General features: G+C 45.5%; 22 protein-coding genes. 17 read left to right on the top strand and 5 right to left on the bottom strand.

The features are described 5' to 3' along the window. Positions 1-88: 88 nt before the first annotated feature. Positions 89-1,417 (bottom strand): serine protease AprX, encoded by a 1,329-nt coding sequence (locus tag D5S11_RS04345; RefSeq protein ID WP_047935736.1) that lies wholly within the window; start codon positions 1,415-1,417, stop codon positions 89-91. A gap of 178 nt (positions 1,418-1,595) precedes the next feature. On the opposite strand from D5S11_RS04345, the gene D5S11_RS04340 reads away from it, so the two are divergent. The 3 genes from D5S11_RS04340 to D5S11_RS04330 all read left to right on the top strand — a co-directional run bounded on the left by D5S11_RS04340 (position 1,596) and on the right by D5S11_RS04330 (position 3,304). Continuing rightward, entirely contained in the window at positions 1,596-1,829 is a 234-nt protein-coding gene (locus tag D5S11_RS04340) for a hypothetical protein (protein WP_015239897.1), read from the top strand. A gap of 255 nt (positions 1,830-2,084) precedes the next feature. Then, complete coding sequence (locus tag D5S11_RS04335) at positions 2,085-2,792, top strand: poly-gamma-glutamate hydrolase family protein (RefSeq protein ID WP_007410381.1); 708 nt, start codon at positions 2,085-2,087, stop codon at positions 2,790-2,792. Positions 2,793-2,851: 59 nt separating this feature from the next. Further along, positions 2,852-3,304, top strand: a complete 453-nt coding sequence (locus D5S11_RS04330; RefSeq protein WP_007410380.1) for an OsmC family protein — start codon at positions 2,852-2,854, stop codon at positions 3,302-3,304. A gap of 13 nt (positions 3,305-3,317) precedes the next feature. Here D5S11_RS04330 and erbB read toward each other — a convergent pair whose 3' ends face one another. The 3 genes from erbB to D5S11_RS04315 form a co-directional block, all read right to left on the bottom strand. Further along, a complete protein-coding gene (gene erbB / locus D5S11_RS04325; protein ID WP_007410379.1) occupies positions 3,318-3,671 on the bottom strand; it encodes an SMR family multidrug efflux transporter EbrB in 354 nt (117 codons plus the stop codon). Positions 3,672-3,688: 17 nt separating this feature from the next. After that, complete coding sequence (gene erbA / locus D5S11_RS04320; protein ID WP_007410378.1) at positions 3,689-4,003, bottom strand: SMR family multidrug efflux transporter EbrA; 315 nt, start codon at positions 4,001-4,003, stop codon at positions 3,689-3,691. Between the two features lie 138 nt (positions 4,004-4,141). Then, positions 4,142-4,447, bottom strand: coding sequence for a hypothetical protein (locus tag D5S11_RS04315; RefSeq protein WP_015239898.1), 306 nt, complete (start codon positions 4,445-4,447; stop codon positions 4,142-4,144). Between the two features lie 101 nt (positions 4,448-4,548). Between D5S11_RS04315 and D5S11_RS04310 the strand changes: the two genes are divergently transcribed. The 9 genes from D5S11_RS04310 (at position 4,549) to D5S11_RS04270 (ending at position 11,317) form a co-directional block, all read left to right on the top strand. Further along, entirely contained in the window at positions 4,549-4,953 is a 405-nt protein-coding gene (locus D5S11_RS04310) for a YmaF family protein (RefSeq protein ID WP_108724961.1), read from the top strand. A 98-nt stretch (positions 4,954-5,051) separates the two neighbouring features. Next, complete coding sequence (miaA, locus tag D5S11_RS04305) at positions 5,052-5,996, top strand: tRNA (adenosine(37)-N6)-dimethylallyltransferase MiaA (protein ID WP_007410375.1); 945 nt, start codon at positions 5,052-5,054, stop codon at positions 5,994-5,996. Positions 5,997-6,035: 39 nt separating this feature from the next. After that, entirely contained in the window at positions 6,036-6,257 is a 222-nt protein-coding gene (gene hfq / locus D5S11_RS04300; protein ID WP_003154064.1) for an RNA chaperone Hfq, read from the top strand. Positions 6,258-6,353: 96 nt separating this feature from the next. Next, the gene (locus D5S11_RS04295; protein ID WP_007410374.1) at positions 6,354-6,629 is read left to right on the top strand and encodes a YmzC family protein; all 276 of its coding nucleotides are present in this window, start codon (positions 6,354-6,356) and stop codon (positions 6,627-6,629) included. An 82-nt stretch (positions 6,630-6,711) separates the two neighbouring features. Beyond that, positions 6,712-6,927: a hypothetical protein gene (locus D5S11_RS04290; RefSeq protein WP_003154062.1), complete on the top strand. Its 216-nt coding sequence runs from the start codon at positions 6,712-6,714 to the stop codon at positions 6,925-6,927. 259 nt (positions 6,928-7,186) lie between these two features. Continuing rightward, positions 7,187-7,579: a class Ib ribonucleoside-diphosphate reductase assembly flavoprotein NrdI gene (gene nrdI, locus D5S11_RS04285; protein ID WP_003154061.1), complete on the top strand. Its 393-nt coding sequence runs from the start codon at positions 7,187-7,189 to the stop codon at positions 7,577-7,579. After that, positions 7,539-9,641: a class 1b ribonucleoside-diphosphate reductase subunit alpha gene (gene nrdE / locus D5S11_RS04280; RefSeq protein ID WP_007410373.1), complete on the top strand. Its 2,103-nt coding sequence runs from the start codon at positions 7,539-7,541 to the stop codon at positions 9,639-9,641. The genes nrdI and nrdE overlap by 41 nt, the downstream gene beginning before the upstream one ends. A gap of 17 nt (positions 9,642-9,658) precedes the next feature. Beyond that, entirely contained in the window at positions 9,659-10,648 is a 990-nt protein-coding gene (gene nrdF / locus D5S11_RS04275) for a class 1b ribonucleoside-diphosphate reductase subunit beta (RefSeq protein ID WP_007410372.1), read from the top strand. A 48-nt stretch (positions 10,649-10,696) separates the two neighbouring features. Continuing rightward, positions 10,697-11,317: a hypothetical protein gene (locus D5S11_RS04270; RefSeq protein WP_012117609.1), complete on the top strand. Its 621-nt coding sequence runs from the start codon at positions 10,697-10,699 to the stop codon at positions 11,315-11,317. A gap of 48 nt (positions 11,318-11,365) precedes the next feature. Here D5S11_RS04270 and D5S11_RS04265 read toward each other — a convergent pair whose 3' ends face one another. Then, entirely contained in the window at positions 11,366-12,124 is a 759-nt protein-coding gene (locus tag D5S11_RS04265; RefSeq protein ID WP_053104415.1) for an N-acetylmuramoyl-L-alanine amidase, read from the bottom strand. 306 nt (positions 12,125-12,430) lie between these two features. Between D5S11_RS04265 and spoVK the strand changes: the two genes are divergently transcribed. The 5 genes from spoVK (at position 12,431) to glnA (ending at position 17,979) form a co-directional block, all read left to right on the top strand. Then, the gene (gene spoVK, locus D5S11_RS04255) at positions 12,431-13,399 is read left to right on the top strand and encodes a stage V sporulation protein K (RefSeq protein ID WP_095352126.1); all 969 of its coding nucleotides are present in this window, start codon (positions 12,431-12,433) and stop codon (positions 13,397-13,399) included. 129 nt (positions 13,400-13,528) lie between these two features. Next, positions 13,529-14,791: a GTPase HflX gene (gene hflX, locus D5S11_RS04250; protein ID WP_108724960.1), complete on the top strand. Its 1,263-nt coding sequence runs from the start codon at positions 13,529-13,531 to the stop codon at positions 14,789-14,791. 16 nt (positions 14,792-14,807) lie between these two features. Beyond that, on the top strand, positions 14,808-16,073 hold the full coding sequence (locus D5S11_RS04245; protein ID WP_047935741.1) for a methionine gamma-lyase family protein: 1,266 nt from the start codon (positions 14,808-14,810) through the stop codon (positions 16,071-16,073). Positions 16,074-16,182: 109 nt separating this feature from the next. After that, positions 16,183-16,587, top strand: coding sequence for a MerR family transcriptional regulator (locus D5S11_RS04240; RefSeq protein ID WP_007410366.1), 405 nt, complete (start codon positions 16,183-16,185; stop codon positions 16,585-16,587). 57 nt (positions 16,588-16,644) lie between these two features. After that, positions 16,645-17,979, top strand: a complete 1,335-nt coding sequence (glnA, locus tag D5S11_RS04235; RefSeq protein ID WP_007410365.1) for a type I glutamate--ammonia ligase — start codon at positions 16,645-16,647, stop codon at positions 17,977-17,979. Positions 17,980-18,123: the final 144 nt, after the last annotated feature.

Below are 18,123 nucleotides of genomic sequence, written 5' to 3'. Positions count from 1 at the left end.
AGTTCCTTCATTATAAATGTTTCATCTGTTCACCTAAAAAACGGGGTCATCTGCAGGTTTAGACGACCCCGTTCTCATGATAAAAAGGTTACTCTTTCGGCACGGCGTTTTCAGCGTTTACTGCGCCCGCTCCGTAAATGTTCGGATCTTCATTTGTCCACTTATCCGGACTTTGTTTGATCAGTGTTTTCACTTCGTCAGGCGAAAGCTGCGGGTTCTGCTGAAGGATTAAGGCGGCAATGCCCGCACAGATCGGAGTGGCCATGGACGTGCCCGACAGACTGAAATACAAGGAGCCTACACGGTTTGATTTCTGTAATTTGTCAAGGTATGAACGCGGAGAACGGAGAGATACGATATCGACCCCGGGCGCAAGAATGTCAGGCTTCTCTTTTCCGTACACCGTCGGGCCGCGGCTTGAGAAAGAAGCGACCGTATCGTCCTCATTGCCGGCCGTATCATTGTCATCATAGGCGCCTACTGTGATGACCTTCTCGCTGACACCGGGGCTTGAAATCGTTTGAGCTTCCGGACCGGAGTTGCCCGCGGCGACGCAGACGACGATTCCTTCATTCCATGCCTCTTCAACGGCCTTGACGAGCGGGTCGTCCGTTTCTTTATCATATCTGAGCGCATCTCCGCCCAGTGACATGCTGATGATTCTGATCGGATTCTTTGTGTGTTCTTTATTATATTGTATGCACCATTCCACACCTTCAATGATATCAGCCAAGGTTCCTGATCCTGATTTGTTTAATACCTTGACTCCGATCAGATCGGCTTCCGGCGCCGGCCCCTGATATTTACCGGAAGATGAAGCGCCGCTGCTTGCGATATCACCGGCGCAATGGGTGCCGTGTCCGTTGTCATCATACGGTTCTGTCTTTTGGTTGACAAAGTCCGCAAATCCGATAACTCTGCCTTCTAAATCGGGATGCTGATAGATTCCGGTATCAATAACGGCGACGGTTACGCCTTTTCCTGTTAATACGGTGCCGTTACGGGTCACTTCTTTTGCATGAGACGATTCAGCTGCCGTATCAAGGAGCGCTTTTACTTCACGGTTTAAATAGATTTTACGGATATCCCGGCATTGCGAAAGAAGCATGTGAAGGGCGGACGGAGTGACTTCGGCGCTGCAGCAATTGATTGTTTGAAACTGCTTTTTTATGGTGCAGCGTTTTTCTTTTGATAAGACCTGTCCTGTGCTGTGAAAACCGGATTCATGGCAGCCCTCTTCAAATTCAATGATGACTGACATTTTCTTTCTGTTTTTCACCTTTTTTTCGAAAAACTTGTGCAAAAAGCAAGGTGTCCATTTGAAAGGTTTATATAACTGTAATACGTTTTCTCTGAGCGGCCAGTCCAGCTTATGAGCATTTGACCGCACCATTTGTACCATTGAGTAACCAAACATATATACTTTTCCTCCCATTCTGGCGATTCTCTCTATACCATATGAACAGGCCGTATGTTCGGTCAGTTTGTTTGTCCTTCAGGAGCGCTGGTTACTTGCGGCTTTTTCAGGAGAAGAAATCGAGTTGAAACGGAACGTTTGTTCGTTTATAGTGAAGCCGGCGGAAGGAGGTATATATATGAACATAATATTGAGACATTCCTTGGAAAAACAGCTTCCGATTGATATTATATATATGAAAAAAGACGGCTCCATTTCAAAACGGACCATTATGATAAAAAAAGGGGATGAGCGGGCTGTAACGGCATTTTGCTGTACAAAAAGGCAGATGAGAACTTTTTTGACGGGCTCCATTCTGTCCTGTGCATTTGCTTCGGGAGGCGGATATTCATTTTTAAAAGCGTATTCCTGATGCCGTCCGTTTCCGGCCGTGAATCTCCCGCCCCTGAAAATTCGGGCGTTCCTCCCTTTTTTTTTGCCCTCTCTCAACCTTTTTTCACTGATGCCCGGCATTTGAGCGCTTGAACCGTGACAATCCATTGATTTTTCGAAACCGGGAAGTTTTTCACTGATGATAATGTTAATAGAATGTTAAGATAAGACCTATTGACAAAAATCCATATAATGAACATGTCATTTTTCAGAAAGGAGCAAAGAAGGAGAGCTGATGAAAAGAATTTTACTTAATGTCATCATTATCGTAGCAATGGTCTTACTAATAAGATGTGCTCATTATGCGTCAGACCCTGATCCCTCGAATTCTTCTGATACATACACAGATTTTAAAGATTTGGCTGAACATGAAGACCCCGATGATTATCATATATCGTACAATAAGCGAAAGGGGAGCCCCGTATTGATCATGTCGCCGCACGGAGGGAGAATTGAGGGCGGGGTGAGCGAGATCGTCCGCTCTTTCAGAGATGATTATTCAACCTATCTGTTTGAGGGATTAAAAACGCATGATAACCAGACTCTTCATATTACGAGCACCAGGTTCGATGAGCCTTCAGCAGTCGAAAGCATTAAGCAGCACCATTATGTTATCGCAGTTCACGGTTATAAAGGCGACGAGAAAAATACTCTTGTCGGAGGAAGCGACCGGAAGCGGGCGAAAAAATTGGTGAGAGCTCTCGAACGAAACGGATTTTCTGCAGAATTGGCAACCTCAAAAACCGGTCTGGCCGGGGTTGACACCGAAAATATCAATAACCAGGCGCAAACCGGGCTGAGCATACAGCTTGAGATCAGCAGAGAACAGCGGGAAGCGTTTTTTGATAATTTTGATTACCGCGAAAGGGAATTCACAAAAACGGAGGAATTTTACCGGTTTGTCCGTACGATAAAAAGAGTGATCAATCAAGAGTATTCGTAAGCTTAAAAAAAGACAAACGAGTGAAAGATGAGTAAACTGAAAAAAAGGAGGTTTGTCCCTTGGCAAAACATCACTTTTATTTAAAAGCAAATTGGCCCGGAAATCGCAATGACGTCGGCGATATTAAAAGCGGCCGGCTGGAAACGGCTGTGTCCATTCCTAAGGAAATGGACGGACCCGGAGAAGGCACAAATCCTGATGAAATGCTGCTTGGAGCGGCCGCGACCTGTTATATTATAACGCTTGCGGCGATGATGGAAAGAAGCGGCTTGGATAAAGAAGATCTACATATGGAATCTGAAGGAATTGTAGACGTCACAAACGGTGTGTTCACGTACCAGAAAATCATTCACCGCCCGTTTATATTATTAAAGCCGGATGCAGCCGAAACGGACTTTATGCTCGCCAGGAAGTTAGCGCAAAAAGCAGAGTCCTCATGTATGATTTCACGAGCGGTCCAAGGAAACGTGGAGATGGAGCTTGAGGTTGAAGTAAAAGCTGCCCGCGCTTGACGAGTTCAAACGGTCAGCTCCGGGCCGTTTGATTTTTTTTAGCTTTTTGAGACTTGGAACGGTTCAGCAGGATGACGCCCGTGATGACCAAAACAAGCCCGATCATCATTTTGACTGTCATGGCCTCCTTAAAAACAAAAAAGCCGACAATTGCCGTTAAAGCGGTGCCGACACCTGACCATGTCGCGTATGCGGCGGATAAATCAAGGCTTTTCAAAGAGAAGCTCAAAAACATAAAAGAGGCTCCGATTCCGGCGATGACGCCGAGAGCGGGCCACAGGTGCGTAAAACCGTCCGACAGCTTCAGCATCGTGCTCCCGAACACTTCTGATACAATGGCTAATGCCAAGCAAAGTAATCCTTTCATCAGCATGCCTCTCCTTTCTACCAATTCATCAAAATGACACCGGCCAATAAGAAAAAGAGTCCGATGACGGCCTGCTTGTCCAGTTTTTCATGAAACCATTTCGCTCCGATAATGGATGCGAGCACCGTTCCGGCTCCGCTCCATGTTGCATAGGATAAGCTAAGCGGAATGAGATTCAGTGTCAGTGAAAGCATATAAAAGGCCAATGAATAGCCTGCCACTACAAGCGCGCTCGGCAAAAACCGCGTAAATCCGCGGGAGACCTTCAGCATGGCCGCGCCGATTGACTCTGATAAAATAGCAATTGTGAGGAAGATATAACCCAGAATCATATCAAATCCCCCTCTCATCATAATCCTTATGCCTTTTGTTTAAGGCAGTAAAATAAAATAATATCCGAACTTTGCCCGCCAAGTCAAGACATTAGGCCTATACAAAAAGGCCCCTGAAAGGAGCCCTTTTTGATTGTCTTAGTAGTAATACGGATAGTAAGGGTAGCCGTAACCTCCGTACAAATACGGATTGAACAAAGCGCTTCCGACAAGCCCCCCGACAAGCCCTCCGACAAACGGTCCGCCGTAAAAACCAAACGGCCGTCCGAACCCGCCAAACCAAGGGCGGCCAAACCAAGGCCGGCCAAAACCAAAACCCGGCCGTCCGAAGCCGAATCCGAATCCGGGACGCCCGAACCCGAATCCCGGCCGTCCGAACCCAAATCCGGGCCGTCCAAACTGTCTCATATCACTATCTGCTTCGTATGTGTATTCTTCATTCATAATTTAGGTACCTCCAAGAATAAATTTGAGATGATAACAGAGTATTCAGCCCACCAATTTTTGATTGGGCGTTTATCAAAAAAATAAAGGAGTGAGCTTTTGTGGGCCTGTATCAGTCCGATTGGTCAAAAAAACCTCCGCACACACACGCATACCGGGCTGTTACGGATGTAGTGCAGGGACATTACCATGTGATCGAAGGCTTTTCGCAACCGGAGAACGGCAGCAATACAGATGAGCATACACATTTCTATACGGGCATCACCTCGTTTGAAAACGGCCATTTTCATAGGTATTACGGCATTTCCGGCCCTGCCATCCCGAGGGTTGACGGAACACATTACCATGAGCTTTCAGAGACCACCTTTGCCGCCTACAATGAGCCGATTCAGATCCAGCACGGCGGTGTCGTTTACGATCCGTGGGAGGAAGGACGGAAAACGCACCGCCATACGCTCAAAGGAAAAACGAGAGAGGTTGTCGGAAACGAGCCGATCGGGTGGTAGCGGACGTTTAGCGCTCAGGAAAAAGGGCAAAATGGATAGGTGCCTGAAGAAATGAATGCTATAATTAGGGGGAGATTTATAAAAGAGAGTGATACATATTGAAAAATAAAAAACAGCCTGTCGTCATACTTGTCGGACCGACGGCAGTCGGAAAAACAAAACTAAGCATCGGACTCGCGAAAATGCTGAATGCGGAAATCATCAGCGGAGATTCCATGCAGGTATATAAAGGGATGGACATCGGAACGGCCAAAGTCACCGAAGAAGAGACAGAAGGCGTGCCGCATCACCTGATTGATATTTTGGAGCCGTCCGACACTTTTTCAACGGCGGATTATCAGAAAATGGTAAGGGGAAAAATCACCGAGATTGCCGATAGAGGAAAGCTGCCGATGATTGTCGGGGGAACGGGTCTGTACATTCAGTCCGTGCTGTATGACTATACGTTCACGGAAAACTCCGGCGACCCTGTATTCCGGGAGCGCATGGAGAAACTGGCGGCTGAAGAAGGGGCGGAAGCGCTTCATGCCAAGCTTGCGGCAGCCGACCCGGAAGCGGCGGCAGCCATTCATCAAAACAACACGCGAAGAGTCATCCGCGCGCTCGAAATTCTGCATGTATCGGGAAAAACAATGTCAGAGCATCTTAAAACCCAAAAACGGGAGCTGCTTTACAATGCGGTTCTTATCGGTCTTACAATGGACAGAGAAGTGCTGTACGGCCGGATTAACGAGCGCGTTGACCTGATGCTGGAAACCGGCCTTCTTGACGAAGTAAAGCGGCTGTATGATATGAATATCCGGGACAGCCAATCGATTCAGGCGATCGGCTATAAAGAGCTGTATGAATATCTTGATGGAAAAGTGCCGCTCCCTCAGGCTGTGGAGCAATTAAAACAAAATTCTAGGCGATATGCGAAACGCCAGCTGACCTGGTTTCGCAATAAAATGCCCGTTTCATGGACAGATATGACGCCGCCTGTTGATATTGAGCAGAAAAAAAAGGAAATTTTCGAGTGCATAGCAGGAAAACTGGAAATTTAATCGAAACAGTATTGTATTGAGAACCAAGGAGGACGAAACATGAAACCGATTAATATTCAAGATCAGTTTTTGAATCAAATCCGAAAAGACAATACGTTCGTCACGGTGTTTTTACTCAACGGCTTCCAGCTTCGCGGCCAGGTAAAAGGCTTTGACAACTTTACCGTTTTGCTCGAAACGGAGGGGAAGCAGCAGCTTATTTATAAACATGCCATCTCCACGTTCGCCCCGCAAAAAAACGTCCAGCTTGAGCTTGAATAGACTTTTTGAAAAAGACCATGAACAATGGTCTTTTTCTATGCGCATCTGTATATTGCAGGCCGTATATCGGAAACATAAAAGGGGGTTCGGAAAATCGTGTTCGAAAGTGAAAATGAACTGAGAAGAATCAGGATTACGCTCGTTTGGATCGCTGTTTTTTTGCTGTTTGGAGCTTGCAGCAATCATGAGACGGTGGTGACGGATGATGACGGCGGCTCATCGGATGCCGAACCGCAGACAGAAGGCATGGTGCAGCTGGAACATAATCGTTTCGGCATCGTCGAGGACGGTTACTTAAAAATATACCGCTATGATGAAAAAACGAATAAAATCGAACTGAAAAAAGAAACGGCGCTGGATGAGCTTGAATAAATTTCACAAGCGTTCGAATTTACAAAGCGGGCCGCACAAGCTACACTAAGTACTGACATTGATCATGCAGAGGGTGAGACGATTGAAACACAAGGTGATAATCAACCATTGGGAAGAAACTTGTGAAGATGATTCCTGCTATGAATATGGAACCAGCATCATCGTTGACGGCAAAGAACTGATCAGAGAGGCTTCCATCACAAGCGCTCTGAAAGCCGTACTGAAAGAAATCGGTGCTGATGTGGAGATTGAAGAAACCGTTGAAAGCGAAAAAAAATGTGATTCTTACAAAAAATAAGAATAAAAGTCTAGACTACTAAGCAGTTTTTTTTCATGTTATGATAGACATCGGCTTACACATGACACCTTGAGTAGGATGAGAGATGATTCTCGTTCTGCTCTCTTTTTTGGGCGTTAATCGGGCCAGAGCCAAAGTCCGCTCTTTCAAAAATATGAATTTTTTATAAATCGATCTCAATATGTTGTGTTTTTCTGAGAGGTTAGTATACTATATATAGTGTTAAGAGATTCATTATTTTTGATAGGTCGTGATAAGGATGGTTCAAATCATATTTGATTCAAAGACAGGGAATGTTCAGCGTTTTGTGAATAAAACAGACTTTCAGCTGATCCGCAAGGTGGACGAAACGGACCACGTGGACACTCCGTTTGTTTTGGTCACATACACGACAAACTTCGGCCAGGTACCGGCATCAACACAATCATTTCTCGAAAAATACGCCCATCTCTTATTAGGAGTCGCTGCGAGCGGCAACAAAGTATGGGGCGATAACTTTGCAAAAAGCGCCGATACCATTTCGAGACAATATCAGGTGCCGATCTTGCACAAATTTGAACTCAGCGGCACATCTAAAGACGTTGAATTGTTTACTCAGGAGGTAGAAAGAGTTGTCACAAAATCAAGTGCCAAAATGGATCCAGTTAAATAACGAAATCATGATCCAACAAGATGGAAAATTCCAGTTTGATAAAGATAAAGAGGCTGTACATAGCTATTTTGTTGACTATATCAATCAAAACACAGTTTACTTTCACGATTTAAAAGAGAAGCTGGATTATTTGATTGAAAACCAATACTACGAAGAGGAATTCTTAAGCCTTTACTCTTTTGAAGACATTAAAGAAGTGTTTAAGACAGCTTACGCAAAGAAGTTTCGTTTTCCTTCCTTCATGAGTGCGTTTAAATTTTATAATGACTATGCTTTGAAAACGAATGACAAGAAAAGAATCCTCGAGCGTTATGAGGACCGAATCTCAATCGTCGCGCTGTTCTTCGCAAACGGCGATACTGAGAAAGCAAAAGAATATGTAAACCTGATGATCAACCAGGAATATCAGCCGAGTACACCGACATTTTTGAATGCCGGCAGAAAACGCCGCGGAGAACTGGTGAGCTGCTTCTTGCTCGAAGTCAATGATTCCTTAAACGATATTTCACGGGCGATCGATATTTCCATGCAGCTGTCTAAATTGGGCGGCGGGGTTTCTCTTAACCTGTCCAAGCTTCGCGCGAAAGGCGAAGCGATTAAAGATGTTGAAAACGCCACAAAAGGCGTTGTAGGCGTCATGAAGCTTCTTGATAATGCGTTCCGTTACGCTGACCAAATGGGACAGAGACAAGGCTCGGGCGCGGCGTATTTAAACATTTTCCACCGCGATATCAATGATTTTCTTGATACGAAAAAGATTTCTGCGGATGAAGATGTGCGCGTCAAGACGCTTTCTATCGGTGTCGTCATTCCGGATAAGTTCGTTGAGCTTGCACGTGAGGACAAAGCGGCTTATGTATTCTATCCGCATACGATTTATAAAGAATACGGCCAGCATATGGACGAAATGGACATGACGGCGATGTATGAGGAGCTTGTCGACAACCCGCGTGTCAAAAAAGAAAAAGTGAATGCGCGCAAATTGCTTGAAAAGCTTGCCGTTCTCCGTTCTGAGTCAGGTTATCCGTACATTATGTTCCAGGACAACGTAAACAAAGAGCACGCGAATAACCACGTATCAAAAGTGAAATTCTCGAACCTTTGCTCTGAAGTGCTTCAAGCGTCACAAGTTTCGGCTTACACAGATTATGATGAAGAAGACGAAATCGGCTTGGACATTTCCTGCAACCTTGGTTCATTAAATATTTTGAATGTCATGAAACATAAATCGATTGAGCGCACGGTGAAACTCGCGACGGATTCCCTGACTCATGTATCTGAGACGACGGATATCCGCAACGCGCCGGCAGTCAGACGCGCGAACAAAGCGATGAAGTCGATCGGTTTAGGCGCCATGAACCTCCACGGCTACCTTGCCCAAAACGGCATCGCTTATGAAAGCCCGGAAGCAAGAGATTTCGCGAATACGTTCTTTATGATGGTGAACTTTTATTCCATCCAGCGTTCAGCTGAGCTTGCGAAAGAAAAAGGCGAAACGTTTGAGCATTATGAAGGCTCCACTTATGCAACGGGAGAATATTTCAATAAATACATCGAAAAAGAGTTCTCACCGGCATACGAAAAAATCGCTGCGCTCTTTGAGGGCATGCACATTCCGACAATCGAAGACTGGAAAGAGCTGAAGGCGTTTGTCGCTGAACACGGTATGTATCACAGCTACAGACTGTGCATCGCGCCGACAGGCTCCATTTCCTACGTCCAATCCAGCACGGCGTCCGTTATGCCGATCATGGAACGGATCGAAGAAAGAACATACGGAAATTCAAAAACGTATTACCCGATGCCGGGATTAGCGTCTAATAACTGGTTCTTCTACAAAGAAGCTTATGATATGGACATGTTCAAAGTGGTGGATATGATCGCGACAATCCAGCAGCATATCGATCAGGGAATCAGCTTTACCCTGTTTTTGAAAGATACGATGACAACTCGTGATCTGAACCGTATTGATCTGTATGCCCACCATAGAGGCATCAAAACCATTTACTATGCAAGAACGAAAGATACCGGGCAAGATAGCTGCCTTTCTTGTGTTGTTTGATTAAAGGAGAGTTTATAGTGACGAAAATTTATGACGCAGCAAACTGGTCAAAGCATGAAGACGACTTTACCCAAATGTTCTATAACCAAAATGTGAAACAGTTCTGGCTTCCGGAAGAGATTGCTTTAAACGGCGATATCCTCACATGGAAGTACCTCGGGAAAAACGAGCAAGACACGTATATGAAGGTACTGGCCGGATTGACTCTTCTTGATACAGAGCAGGGGAATACAGGAATGCCGATCGTGGCTGAACACGTAGACGGCCACCAGCGGAAAGCCGTGCTGAATTTTATGGCGATGATGGAGAACGCCGTTCACGCAAAATCGTACTCTAATATTTTCATGACACTGGCACCGACTGAAACAATTAATGAAGTATTCGAATGGGTCAAACAAAACAAATTTTTGCAGAAAAAAGCGCAAATCATCGTCGGACTCTACAAAGCGATTAAAAAAGATGACGAGATTTCACTGTTCAAAGCCATGGTTGCATCTGTGTATTTAGAAAGCTTCCTATTCTACAGCGGTTTCTATTATCCGTTATATTTCTACGGACAAGGAAAACTGATGCATAGCGGTGAAATTATCAACCTGATCCTTCGTGATGAAGCGATCCACGGTGTATATGTCGGACTGCTTGCCCAAGAAATATACAATAAACAAACAGAAGCGAAAAAAGCGGAACTTCGCGAATTTGCGGTTGAGCTTTTAGAAGAGCTTTATCACAATGAGCTTGAATATACAGAGGACTTGTACGATCAAGTCGGACTCTCACACGATGTAAAGAAATTCATCCGCTATAACGCCAATAAAGCTTTGATGAACTTAGGGTTCGATCCTTACTTTGAAGAAGAGGATATTAATCCGATCGTATTAAACGGATTAAACACCAAAACAAAATCACATGATTTCTTCTCCATGAAAGGGAACGGCTACAAAAAGGCGACGGTAGAACCGATTAAGGACGAAGATTTTTATTTTGGCCAAGATGAAGAGCAGATATAATATCTGCTCTTTTGGCTTGAATGGAGAGGTAAGACAGGAGGAACGGGCATGAATAAAATGGATGAAATCATCTTGGCTGCACCGCGGAGTGACGTCTTTCAAAACGAAATGCTGACATTTCAGGGAGTCAACAGCGAGGATGAACGTATCGTAAACATTATGGCTCAAATTGAGGCGCATTTTTTTGAAATCAGAAGAGGCGACGCGGAAGAGGACCCGCGATTTAAACAGCCGATTCCGTATGTCGTCATCCGCCGCGATGATGAGGTGTTTGTGTATGAACGGCTCGCCGGCGGAGGGGAATCGCGCCTCCATAATAAGCTTTCTCTCGGCTTCGGCGGACACATGAACCCTATGGAAGGAGCGGCTTCATTTTCGGAAGTGCTGAAACAGAATACCGACCGGGAGCTGGCGGAAGAACTGTACATTCGCGAGGAGGACAAACAAAACATTGTCACACTCGGCCTGATCAATGATGATGAAAACGATGTAGGGAAGGTGCATATCGGCATCCTTTCTGCGCTCCAGTTAGCGTCTGCGGCACAAGTCGAAGTGAAAGAAAAAGATCAAATCGCCGGCCGCTGGATGAAACTGAGCGAACTGAAAGAGGAAAATGTGTATCAGCGTCTTGAAGCTTGGTCTCAGTTTGTCGCCGATATACTTCAATAACAAAAAACCCCCGTTCGTCCCAAAAAAGGGAGAGCGGGGGTTTTTCATTTAGTCTTGTATAATGAAGGCATCAAATCCGGCTTTTTCGGCCCGCGCGGCCAACGCTTCAGCGTAATCTCTGGAAGAGAATGCGCCGATCTGCACTTTAAATAAGCCGCCTTTTGGAAGCACAATCGCGTCAAAACCTTTAGACTCCGCATCGGCGGCAAGCGCATCAGCATTTGCTTTCACTTTGAATGCACCGATTTGCACTTTATATAAGTCAGCCTTTTTTTTTAGACCGAAAGCTTGCTCCAAGCCCTTGGCATGTCCTCTTGCAAGGCTTTCAATAAAACTGGCTGTTTTCAGTTTGTTTGCATCAGCTGACGTATCAACAAAACCATTCTCCGTCAAAATCGCCGGCATACTTGTCTCCCGCAGCACATGGAAGTTGGCTGTTTTTTTTCCTCGGTCATTAAAACCCGATGCTTGAATCACTTGCGTGTGGACGGCTGATTGGTAAGTCGAGGTCGGCGCTCCGACACCGGGGTAAATATAGCTTTCGAATCCGGTTCCGCCTCCTGAGTTAATATGAATGGATAAAAAATAATCTGCGCCCCAGCTGTTGGCGGCATCCGTTCTTTCCGTCAGGCTGACCGTCTTATCGCTTGTCCTGCTCATCGTGACAGAAACTCCTTCATACTCATTCGTCAGAATCGTGCGCAAAGCCAGCGCGATCTCCAGCGTGACCGCTTTTTCCTGAAGTCCGTTTCCGGTTGCACCTGAATCAGTTCCGCCATGACCGGGGTCTATAAAAATTTTAACCATTCTCCATCACCTCATTACAGCATATGATGATATTCAAAAGGTGCTTGTACGGCTGTCATTCATGAAAAAAATGAGAAATATACCCAACATTTCCCGGAAAATAAAAATAAATGGTTTGTCCTCCCGTTTCTGTTGAATACAATAAGAAATGAAAAATATTTCTCGGGAAAGCGCAGGATTCAACATCATTCCCGAAGAGAACGGAAAAAGTGACAGATAAAGAGGAAAACGGGTCTCATGATGATAGGCGGATGTCACGGAACCGCTTCATCATGAGTAAGATAAAGAGAGAACAGAGAGGTGAGCATGTTGGAGCGCGCTGTAACCTATAAAAATAACGGACAAATTAACATCATTCTTAATGGCCAAAAGCAAGTGCTGACAAATGCAGAAGCTGAGGCGGAATATCAGGCCGCCCTGCAAAAAAATGAAGCCAAACACAGCATTCTGAAAGAAATTGAAAAAGAAATGAACACATTAGTGGGTATGGAAGAAATGAAACGCAACATTAAAGAAATTTACGCGTGGATATTCGTCAACCAAAAACGGGCCGAACAAGGGCTGAAAGTCGGAAAACAAGCTCTTCATATGATGTTCAAAGGGAACCCTGGCACCGGGAAAACCACCGTTGCGAGACTGATCGGCAAGCTTTTCTTCGAAATGAACGTGCTTTCCAAAGGACATCTGATCGAAGCGGAACGTGCCGATCTGGTCGGTGAATACATCGGACACACGGCGCAAAAAACCAGAGATCTGATTAAAAAATCGCTCGGGGGCATTTTATTCATTGATGAAGCATACTCACTTGCAAGGGGCGGAGAAAAGGATTTCGGTAAAGAGGCGATTGATACGCTTGTCAAGCATATGGAAGACAAACAGCATGAATTTATTCTGATCCTGGCAGGGTACTCGAGAGAAATGACACATTTCCTGTCATTAAATCCCGGCCTGCAATCGCGTTTCCCTATCAGCATTGATTTTCCGGATTACTCTGTCACTCAGCTGATGGACATCGCAAAGCGCATGATAGCAGAGCGGGAGTATCAATTAAGCCAGGAAGCCGAGTGGAAGTTAAAAGATTACTTAATGACAGTGAAAAGCACGACAAGCCCCATTAAATTCAGCAACGGGCGCTTTGTCAGAAACGTGATTGAAAAATCAATCCGCGCTCAGGCCATGAGACTTTTAATGGGAGACCAATACTTAAAAAACGATTTAATGACGATCAAGAGCCAGGATTTACTTATAAAAGATGAGGCGGCAGCTTACGAATAGACCTCTCAGCCGGTTTGAGGGGTCTCTTTTTTATTTCTCTCTTTAAAACCCGCCGGATGTGTGGTATACGCCCTGCGGGTTTGGTATGATAGTACTACTGCCCAATACGACACAGAAAGGAACATCCATTTGAACGAACAGGAAGGAAAAAAAGAAACGGTCATTTTGGTCGGCTGCCAGCTTCCGCACATGACAGATGAGCACTTTGAACATTCCATGGAAGAGCTTGCTTCATTGACAAAAACGGCTGACGGAACGGTGCTGACCCGGATTACGCAAAAACGGAACAGAGCGGATGCCGCTACATATATAGGCAAGGGGAAAGTAGACGAGCTGAAGGCGCTGTGTGAAGAGCTTGAAGCGGATCTGATCATTTTTAATGATGAACTGTCACCGAGCCAGCTTAAATCACTCGCCACTGCAATTGAAGCGAAGATCATCGACCGCACGCAGCTTATTTTGGATATTTTCGCAAAAAGAGCGAAGACGAGAGAAGGAAAGCTTCAGATCGAATTGGCCCAGCTTCAATACGCGCTGCCCCGTCTAAGCGGACAAGGAATCAATCTCTCAAGACAAGGCGGCGGAATCGGGACGAGAGGGCCTGGTGAGACAAAGCTTGAAACAGACCGGCGCCACATTAGAAACCGCATACACGAAATTAACGTGCAGCTTTCAACGGTTATCCGCCACAGAAGCCGTTATCGGGAGAGACGTAAAAAGAACGGCGTGCTTCAGGCTGCACTCGTCGGTTATACCAACGCCGGAAAATCAACATGGTTCAATCAATTAACAAGCTCAGACAGCTTTGAAGAAGATCTGCTGTTTGCAACACTTGATCCGATGACGAGAAAGATGGCGCTCCCAAGCGGCTACAGCGTCCTTTTGTCTGATACGGTCGGCTTCATTCAGGACCTGCCGACGACGCTGATTGCGGCTTTCCGCTCAACGCTTGAGGAAGTGAAGGAAGCAGACTTGATCATTCATGTCATTGATTCATCCAATGAAGATTATGCCGGACATGAACAGACTGTCCTCGGTCTGTTAAAAGAGCTTGAGGCAGATGATATTCCGGTGCTGACCGCTTATAACAAACGTGATGATACACTTCCTGACTTCATCCCGACAGCGGGAGAAGGCCACATCATGATCAGCGCCAGAATCGCCGGGGATGAAGCAAAACTAAAAGCGGAAATCGAAGCTTATTTGCGCCGGGAGCTGATGACGCCGTATGAAGTTCATGTGCCTGCCGCCGAAGGCAAATTGATGTCACGCATCAAATCAGAGACCATGATCGACAGCCTTTATTTTAATGAAGAAAATGAACGCTACGAAGTCTCAGGTTATGTACAGGAAGAACAAAGCATACTCGGAGAACTGAAGAAATTCATGTAAGGAAGGTATACACAACATGTTTGACACACTGACCCATGGCGCTCTTTTACAAAAAACCGCCGAAGAAACAGAAGCGGAAATCTCCGCCGTTCATAAAAGAATAGAAGAAATCAGTGAACGGAATGAATGGAGAGTCCTGCAAAGCTACAGAAAACATAAAGTAAGCGATACGCATTTTACGCCTTCAACCGGATACGGTTATGATGATATCGGACGAGATACACTGGAGAAGATCTATGCTGATGTGTTCGGAGGAGAGGCGGGACTCGTGCGGCCGCAAATCATTTCCGGAACGCATGCGATTTCAATCGCGCTCTTCGGTGTGCTGAGACCCGGGGACGAATTGCTTTATATAACAGGCAAGCCTTACGATACACTCGAGGAAATCGTCGGAGTAAGAGGCGGGGAGTATTCAGGCTCGCTTAAGGAATTTCAAATCGGATACAATGCAGTCGATTTAACATCAGAAGGCAGAGTGGACTTTGAAGCGGTCCGGGCTGCAATCCGGCCGAATACAAAAGTGATCGGCATCCAGCGTTCAAAAGGATATGCGAATCGTCCGTCTTTCAGAATAAATGAAATTAAAGAGATGATTCGTTTCGTAAAGGAAATCAAAGAAGATGTCATTGTTTTTGTGGACAATTGCTACGGAGAATTTGCAGAAGAGCGGGAACCCTGCCACGTCGGAGCGGATCTTATGGCCGGCTCCCTGATCAAAAACCCGGGCGGCGGCCTTGCTAAAACGGGCGGCTATCTTGTAGGGAAAGCCAAGTGGATTGAGGCCTGCTCTTACCGGATGACCTCCCCGGGAATCGGAAGTGAAGCCGGCGCTTCGCTTTATTCACTGCAGGAAATGTATCAAGGTTTCTTTCTCGCTCCGCATGTAGTGGCGCAAAGCTTGAAGGGAGCGGTATTTACCGCCCGTTTTCTTGAAAAGCTCGGCTTTACGTCAAACCCTGCATGGAATGCGCCGAGAACGGATCTGATTCAATCAGTTGAGTTTCAGGACCCTGATAAGATGATCGCTTTTTGCCAGGCGATACAATATGCTTCACCGATTAATGCGCATGTGACGCCTTATCCGAGCTATATGCCGGGATATGAAGACGATGTCATTATGGCAGCGGGCACTTTCGTACAGGGAGCAAGCATTGAATTATCAGCAGATGGACCTATCAGACCGCCTTATGTCGCGTATGTCCAAGGAGGATTAACCTACGCGCACGTGAAAAATGCGATTTGCAGCGCCGTAAATGCTTTAATGGAAAAAGAGCTGATTTAGGCCGTTTGCAATTTTCAAAGAATTTGATGTTAAGATTCCTTACATTGTGTTGACACAAAATATAACATCACCTATAATGAGACTAAGATAAGAAAAGGAGGAAATTGAGATGAGTGATAACATTCGCCGCTCAATGCCTTTATTTCCAATTGGGATTGTCATGCAGTTAACAGAACTTTCTGCCCGGCAAATTCGATATTATGAGGAAAATGGATTGATATTTCCAGCGAGAAGCGAAGGAAATAGACGATTATTTTCATTCCATGATGTAGATAAACTGTTAGAAATCAAAAATCTGATTGAACAAGGCGTCAATATGGCGGGGATCAAACAAATTCTGGATAAGGCATCTGCCGAACCGGAAGAAAAATCCGAAAAAACCGCCAAACCGATGAAGCACAATCTGTCTGATGACGAACTCAGAAAGCTTCTGAAAAACGAACTGATGCAGGCAGGCCGTTTCCAGCGGGGAAATACTTTCCGCCAAGGTGACATGTCCCGATTCTTTCATTAATCCGTTAGCAACTGTTTTGCTATATACATTTACCTTTTAGAGGAGGAGTTTTACGAAATGGCAAAGTACACAAGAGAAGACATCGTAAAATTAGTAAATGAGGAAAACGTAAAGTATATCCGCCTTCAATTCACAGACATTCTCGGAACGATTAAAAACGTGGAAATTCCTGTGAGCCAGCTTGAAAAAGCACTTGATAATAAATGCATGTTCGACGGTTCTTCCATCGAAGGTTTCGTCCGTATCGAAGAGTCTGATATGTACTTATATCCTGATCTGAACACATTTGTAATCTTCCCATGGACGGCTGAAAAAGGTAAAGTAGCACGCTTCATCTGTGACATTTACAATCCGGACGGCACGCCGTTCGAAGGTGACCCGCGTAACAACCTCAAACGGATTCTGAAAGAAATGAAAGAACTCGGTTTCAGCGATTTCAATCTTGGACCTGAGCCTGAATTCTTCCTGTTTAAATTAGATGAAAAAGGCGAACCGACGCTTGAATTGAACGATAAAGGCGGATACTTCGACCTGGCTCCGACTGACTTGGGAGAAAACTGCCGCCGCGATATCGTGCTTGAGCTTGAAGAAATGGGCTTTGAAATCGAAGCATCTCACCATGAAGTTGCTCCGGGTCAGCACGAAATCGATTTTAAATATGCTGGTGCCATCCGTTCTTGTGACGACATCCAAACTTTCAAACTGGTTGTCAAAACGATCGCCCGCAAACACGGTCTGCATGCGACATTCATGCCAAAACCGCTGTTCGGCGTAAACGGTTCCGGTATGCACTGCAACCTATCACTCTTTAAAGATAGCGTTAACGCGTTCTTTGATAAAGACGCTGATCTTCAGCTGAGTGAAACAGCAAAACATTTCATTGCCGGTATCGTAAAACACGCGACAAGCTTTACGGCTGTCACAAACCCGACAGTGAACTCTTACAAACGCCTTGTTCCGGGCTATGAAGCACCTTGCTACGTGGCATGGAGCGCGCAAAACAGAAGCCCGCTGATCCGTATCCCGGCTTCCCGCGGCATCAGCACGCGTGTTGAAGTCCGCAGCGTAGACCCGGCGGCAAACCCGTACCTGGCGTTAAGCGTATTGCTTGCAGCAGGCCTTGACGGAATCAAAAACAAACTTGAAGCACCGGCTCCGATTGACCGCAACATCTACGTCATGAGCAAAGAAGAGCGCATGGAAAACGGCATCGTAGATCTTCCGGCGACGCTGGCGGAAGCTCTCGACGAATTCAAATCAAACGAAGTCATGGTTGCGGCACTCGGTGAGCACCTGTTCGAACACTTCATCGAAGCAAAAGAAATCGAATGGGATATGTTCCGCACACAGGTTCATCCGTGGGAGCGCGAACAATACATGTCTCAGTATTAATCTCTCAATCCCTTGGCACTATTGGTGCCAGGGGATTTTTTGGTTTTGGTCATAAGATTAAAAGAACAACATTTTTGGTCCTTGACCAGAATATGACCAAAAAAAATTGAAGTTATAATTGAGGACACGTATTTATTGTAACCC

Source organism: Bacillus sp. L75 (assembly GCF_003676355.1).
Taxonomy (GTDB): Bacteria; Bacillota; Bacilli; order Bacillales; family Bacillaceae; genus Bacillus; species Bacillus velezensis.
The sequence above is the reverse complement of the archived record's forward strand: the minus strand, read 5'-3'. Positions and strand labels throughout refer to the sequence as shown.

Bases quoted from the DNA above. Each gene is read 5' to 3' on its own strand.
- D5S11_RS04345 (WP_047935736.1), bottom strand. From the start codon at position 1,417: ATGTTTGGTTACTCAATGGTACAAATGGTGCGGTCAAATGCTCATAAG.
- D5S11_RS04340 (WP_015239897.1), top strand. From the start codon at position 1,596: ATGAACATAATATTGAGACATTCCTTGGAAAAACAGCTTCCGATTGAT.
- D5S11_RS04335 (WP_007410381.1), top strand. From the start codon at position 2,085: ATGAAAAGAATTTTACTTAATGTCATCATTATCGTAGCAATGGTCTTA.
- erbB (WP_007410379.1), bottom strand. From the start codon at position 3,671: ATGAAAGGATTACTTTGCTTGGCATTAGCCATTGTATCAGAAGTGTTC.
- erbA (WP_007410378.1), bottom strand. From the start codon at position 4,003: ATGATTCTGGGTTATATCTTCCTCACAATTGCTATTTTATCAGAGTCA.
- D5S11_RS04315 (WP_015239898.1), bottom strand. From the start codon at position 4,447: ATGAATGAAGAATACACATACGAAGCAGATAGTGATATGAGACAGTTT.
- hfq (WP_003154064.1), top strand. From the start codon at position 6,036: ATGAAACCGATTAATATTCAAGATCAGTTTTTGAATCAAATCCGAAAA.
- nrdI (WP_003154061.1), top strand. From the start codon at position 7,187: ATGGTTCAAATCATATTTGATTCAAAGACAGGGAATGTTCAGCGTTTT.
- D5S11_RS04270 (WP_012117609.1), top strand. From the start codon at position 10,697: ATGAATAAAATGGATGAAATCATCTTGGCTGCACCGCGGAGTGACGTC.
- D5S11_RS04265 (WP_053104415.1), bottom strand. From the start codon at position 12,124: ATGGTTAAAATTTTTATAGACCCCGGTCATGGCGGAACTGATTCAGGT.
- spoVK (WP_095352126.1), top strand. From the start codon at position 12,431: ATGTTGGAGCGCGCTGTAACCTATAAAAATAACGGACAAATTAACATC.
- D5S11_RS04245 (WP_047935741.1), top strand. From the start codon at position 14,808: ATGTTTGACACACTGACCCATGGCGCTCTTTTACAAAAAACCGCCGAA.
- D5S11_RS04240 (WP_007410366.1), top strand. From the start codon at position 16,183: ATGAGTGATAACATTCGCCGCTCAATGCCTTTATTTCCAATTGGGATT.
- glnA (WP_007410365.1), top strand. From the start codon at position 16,645: ATGGCAAAGTACACAAGAGAAGACATCGTAAAATTAGTAAATGAGGAA.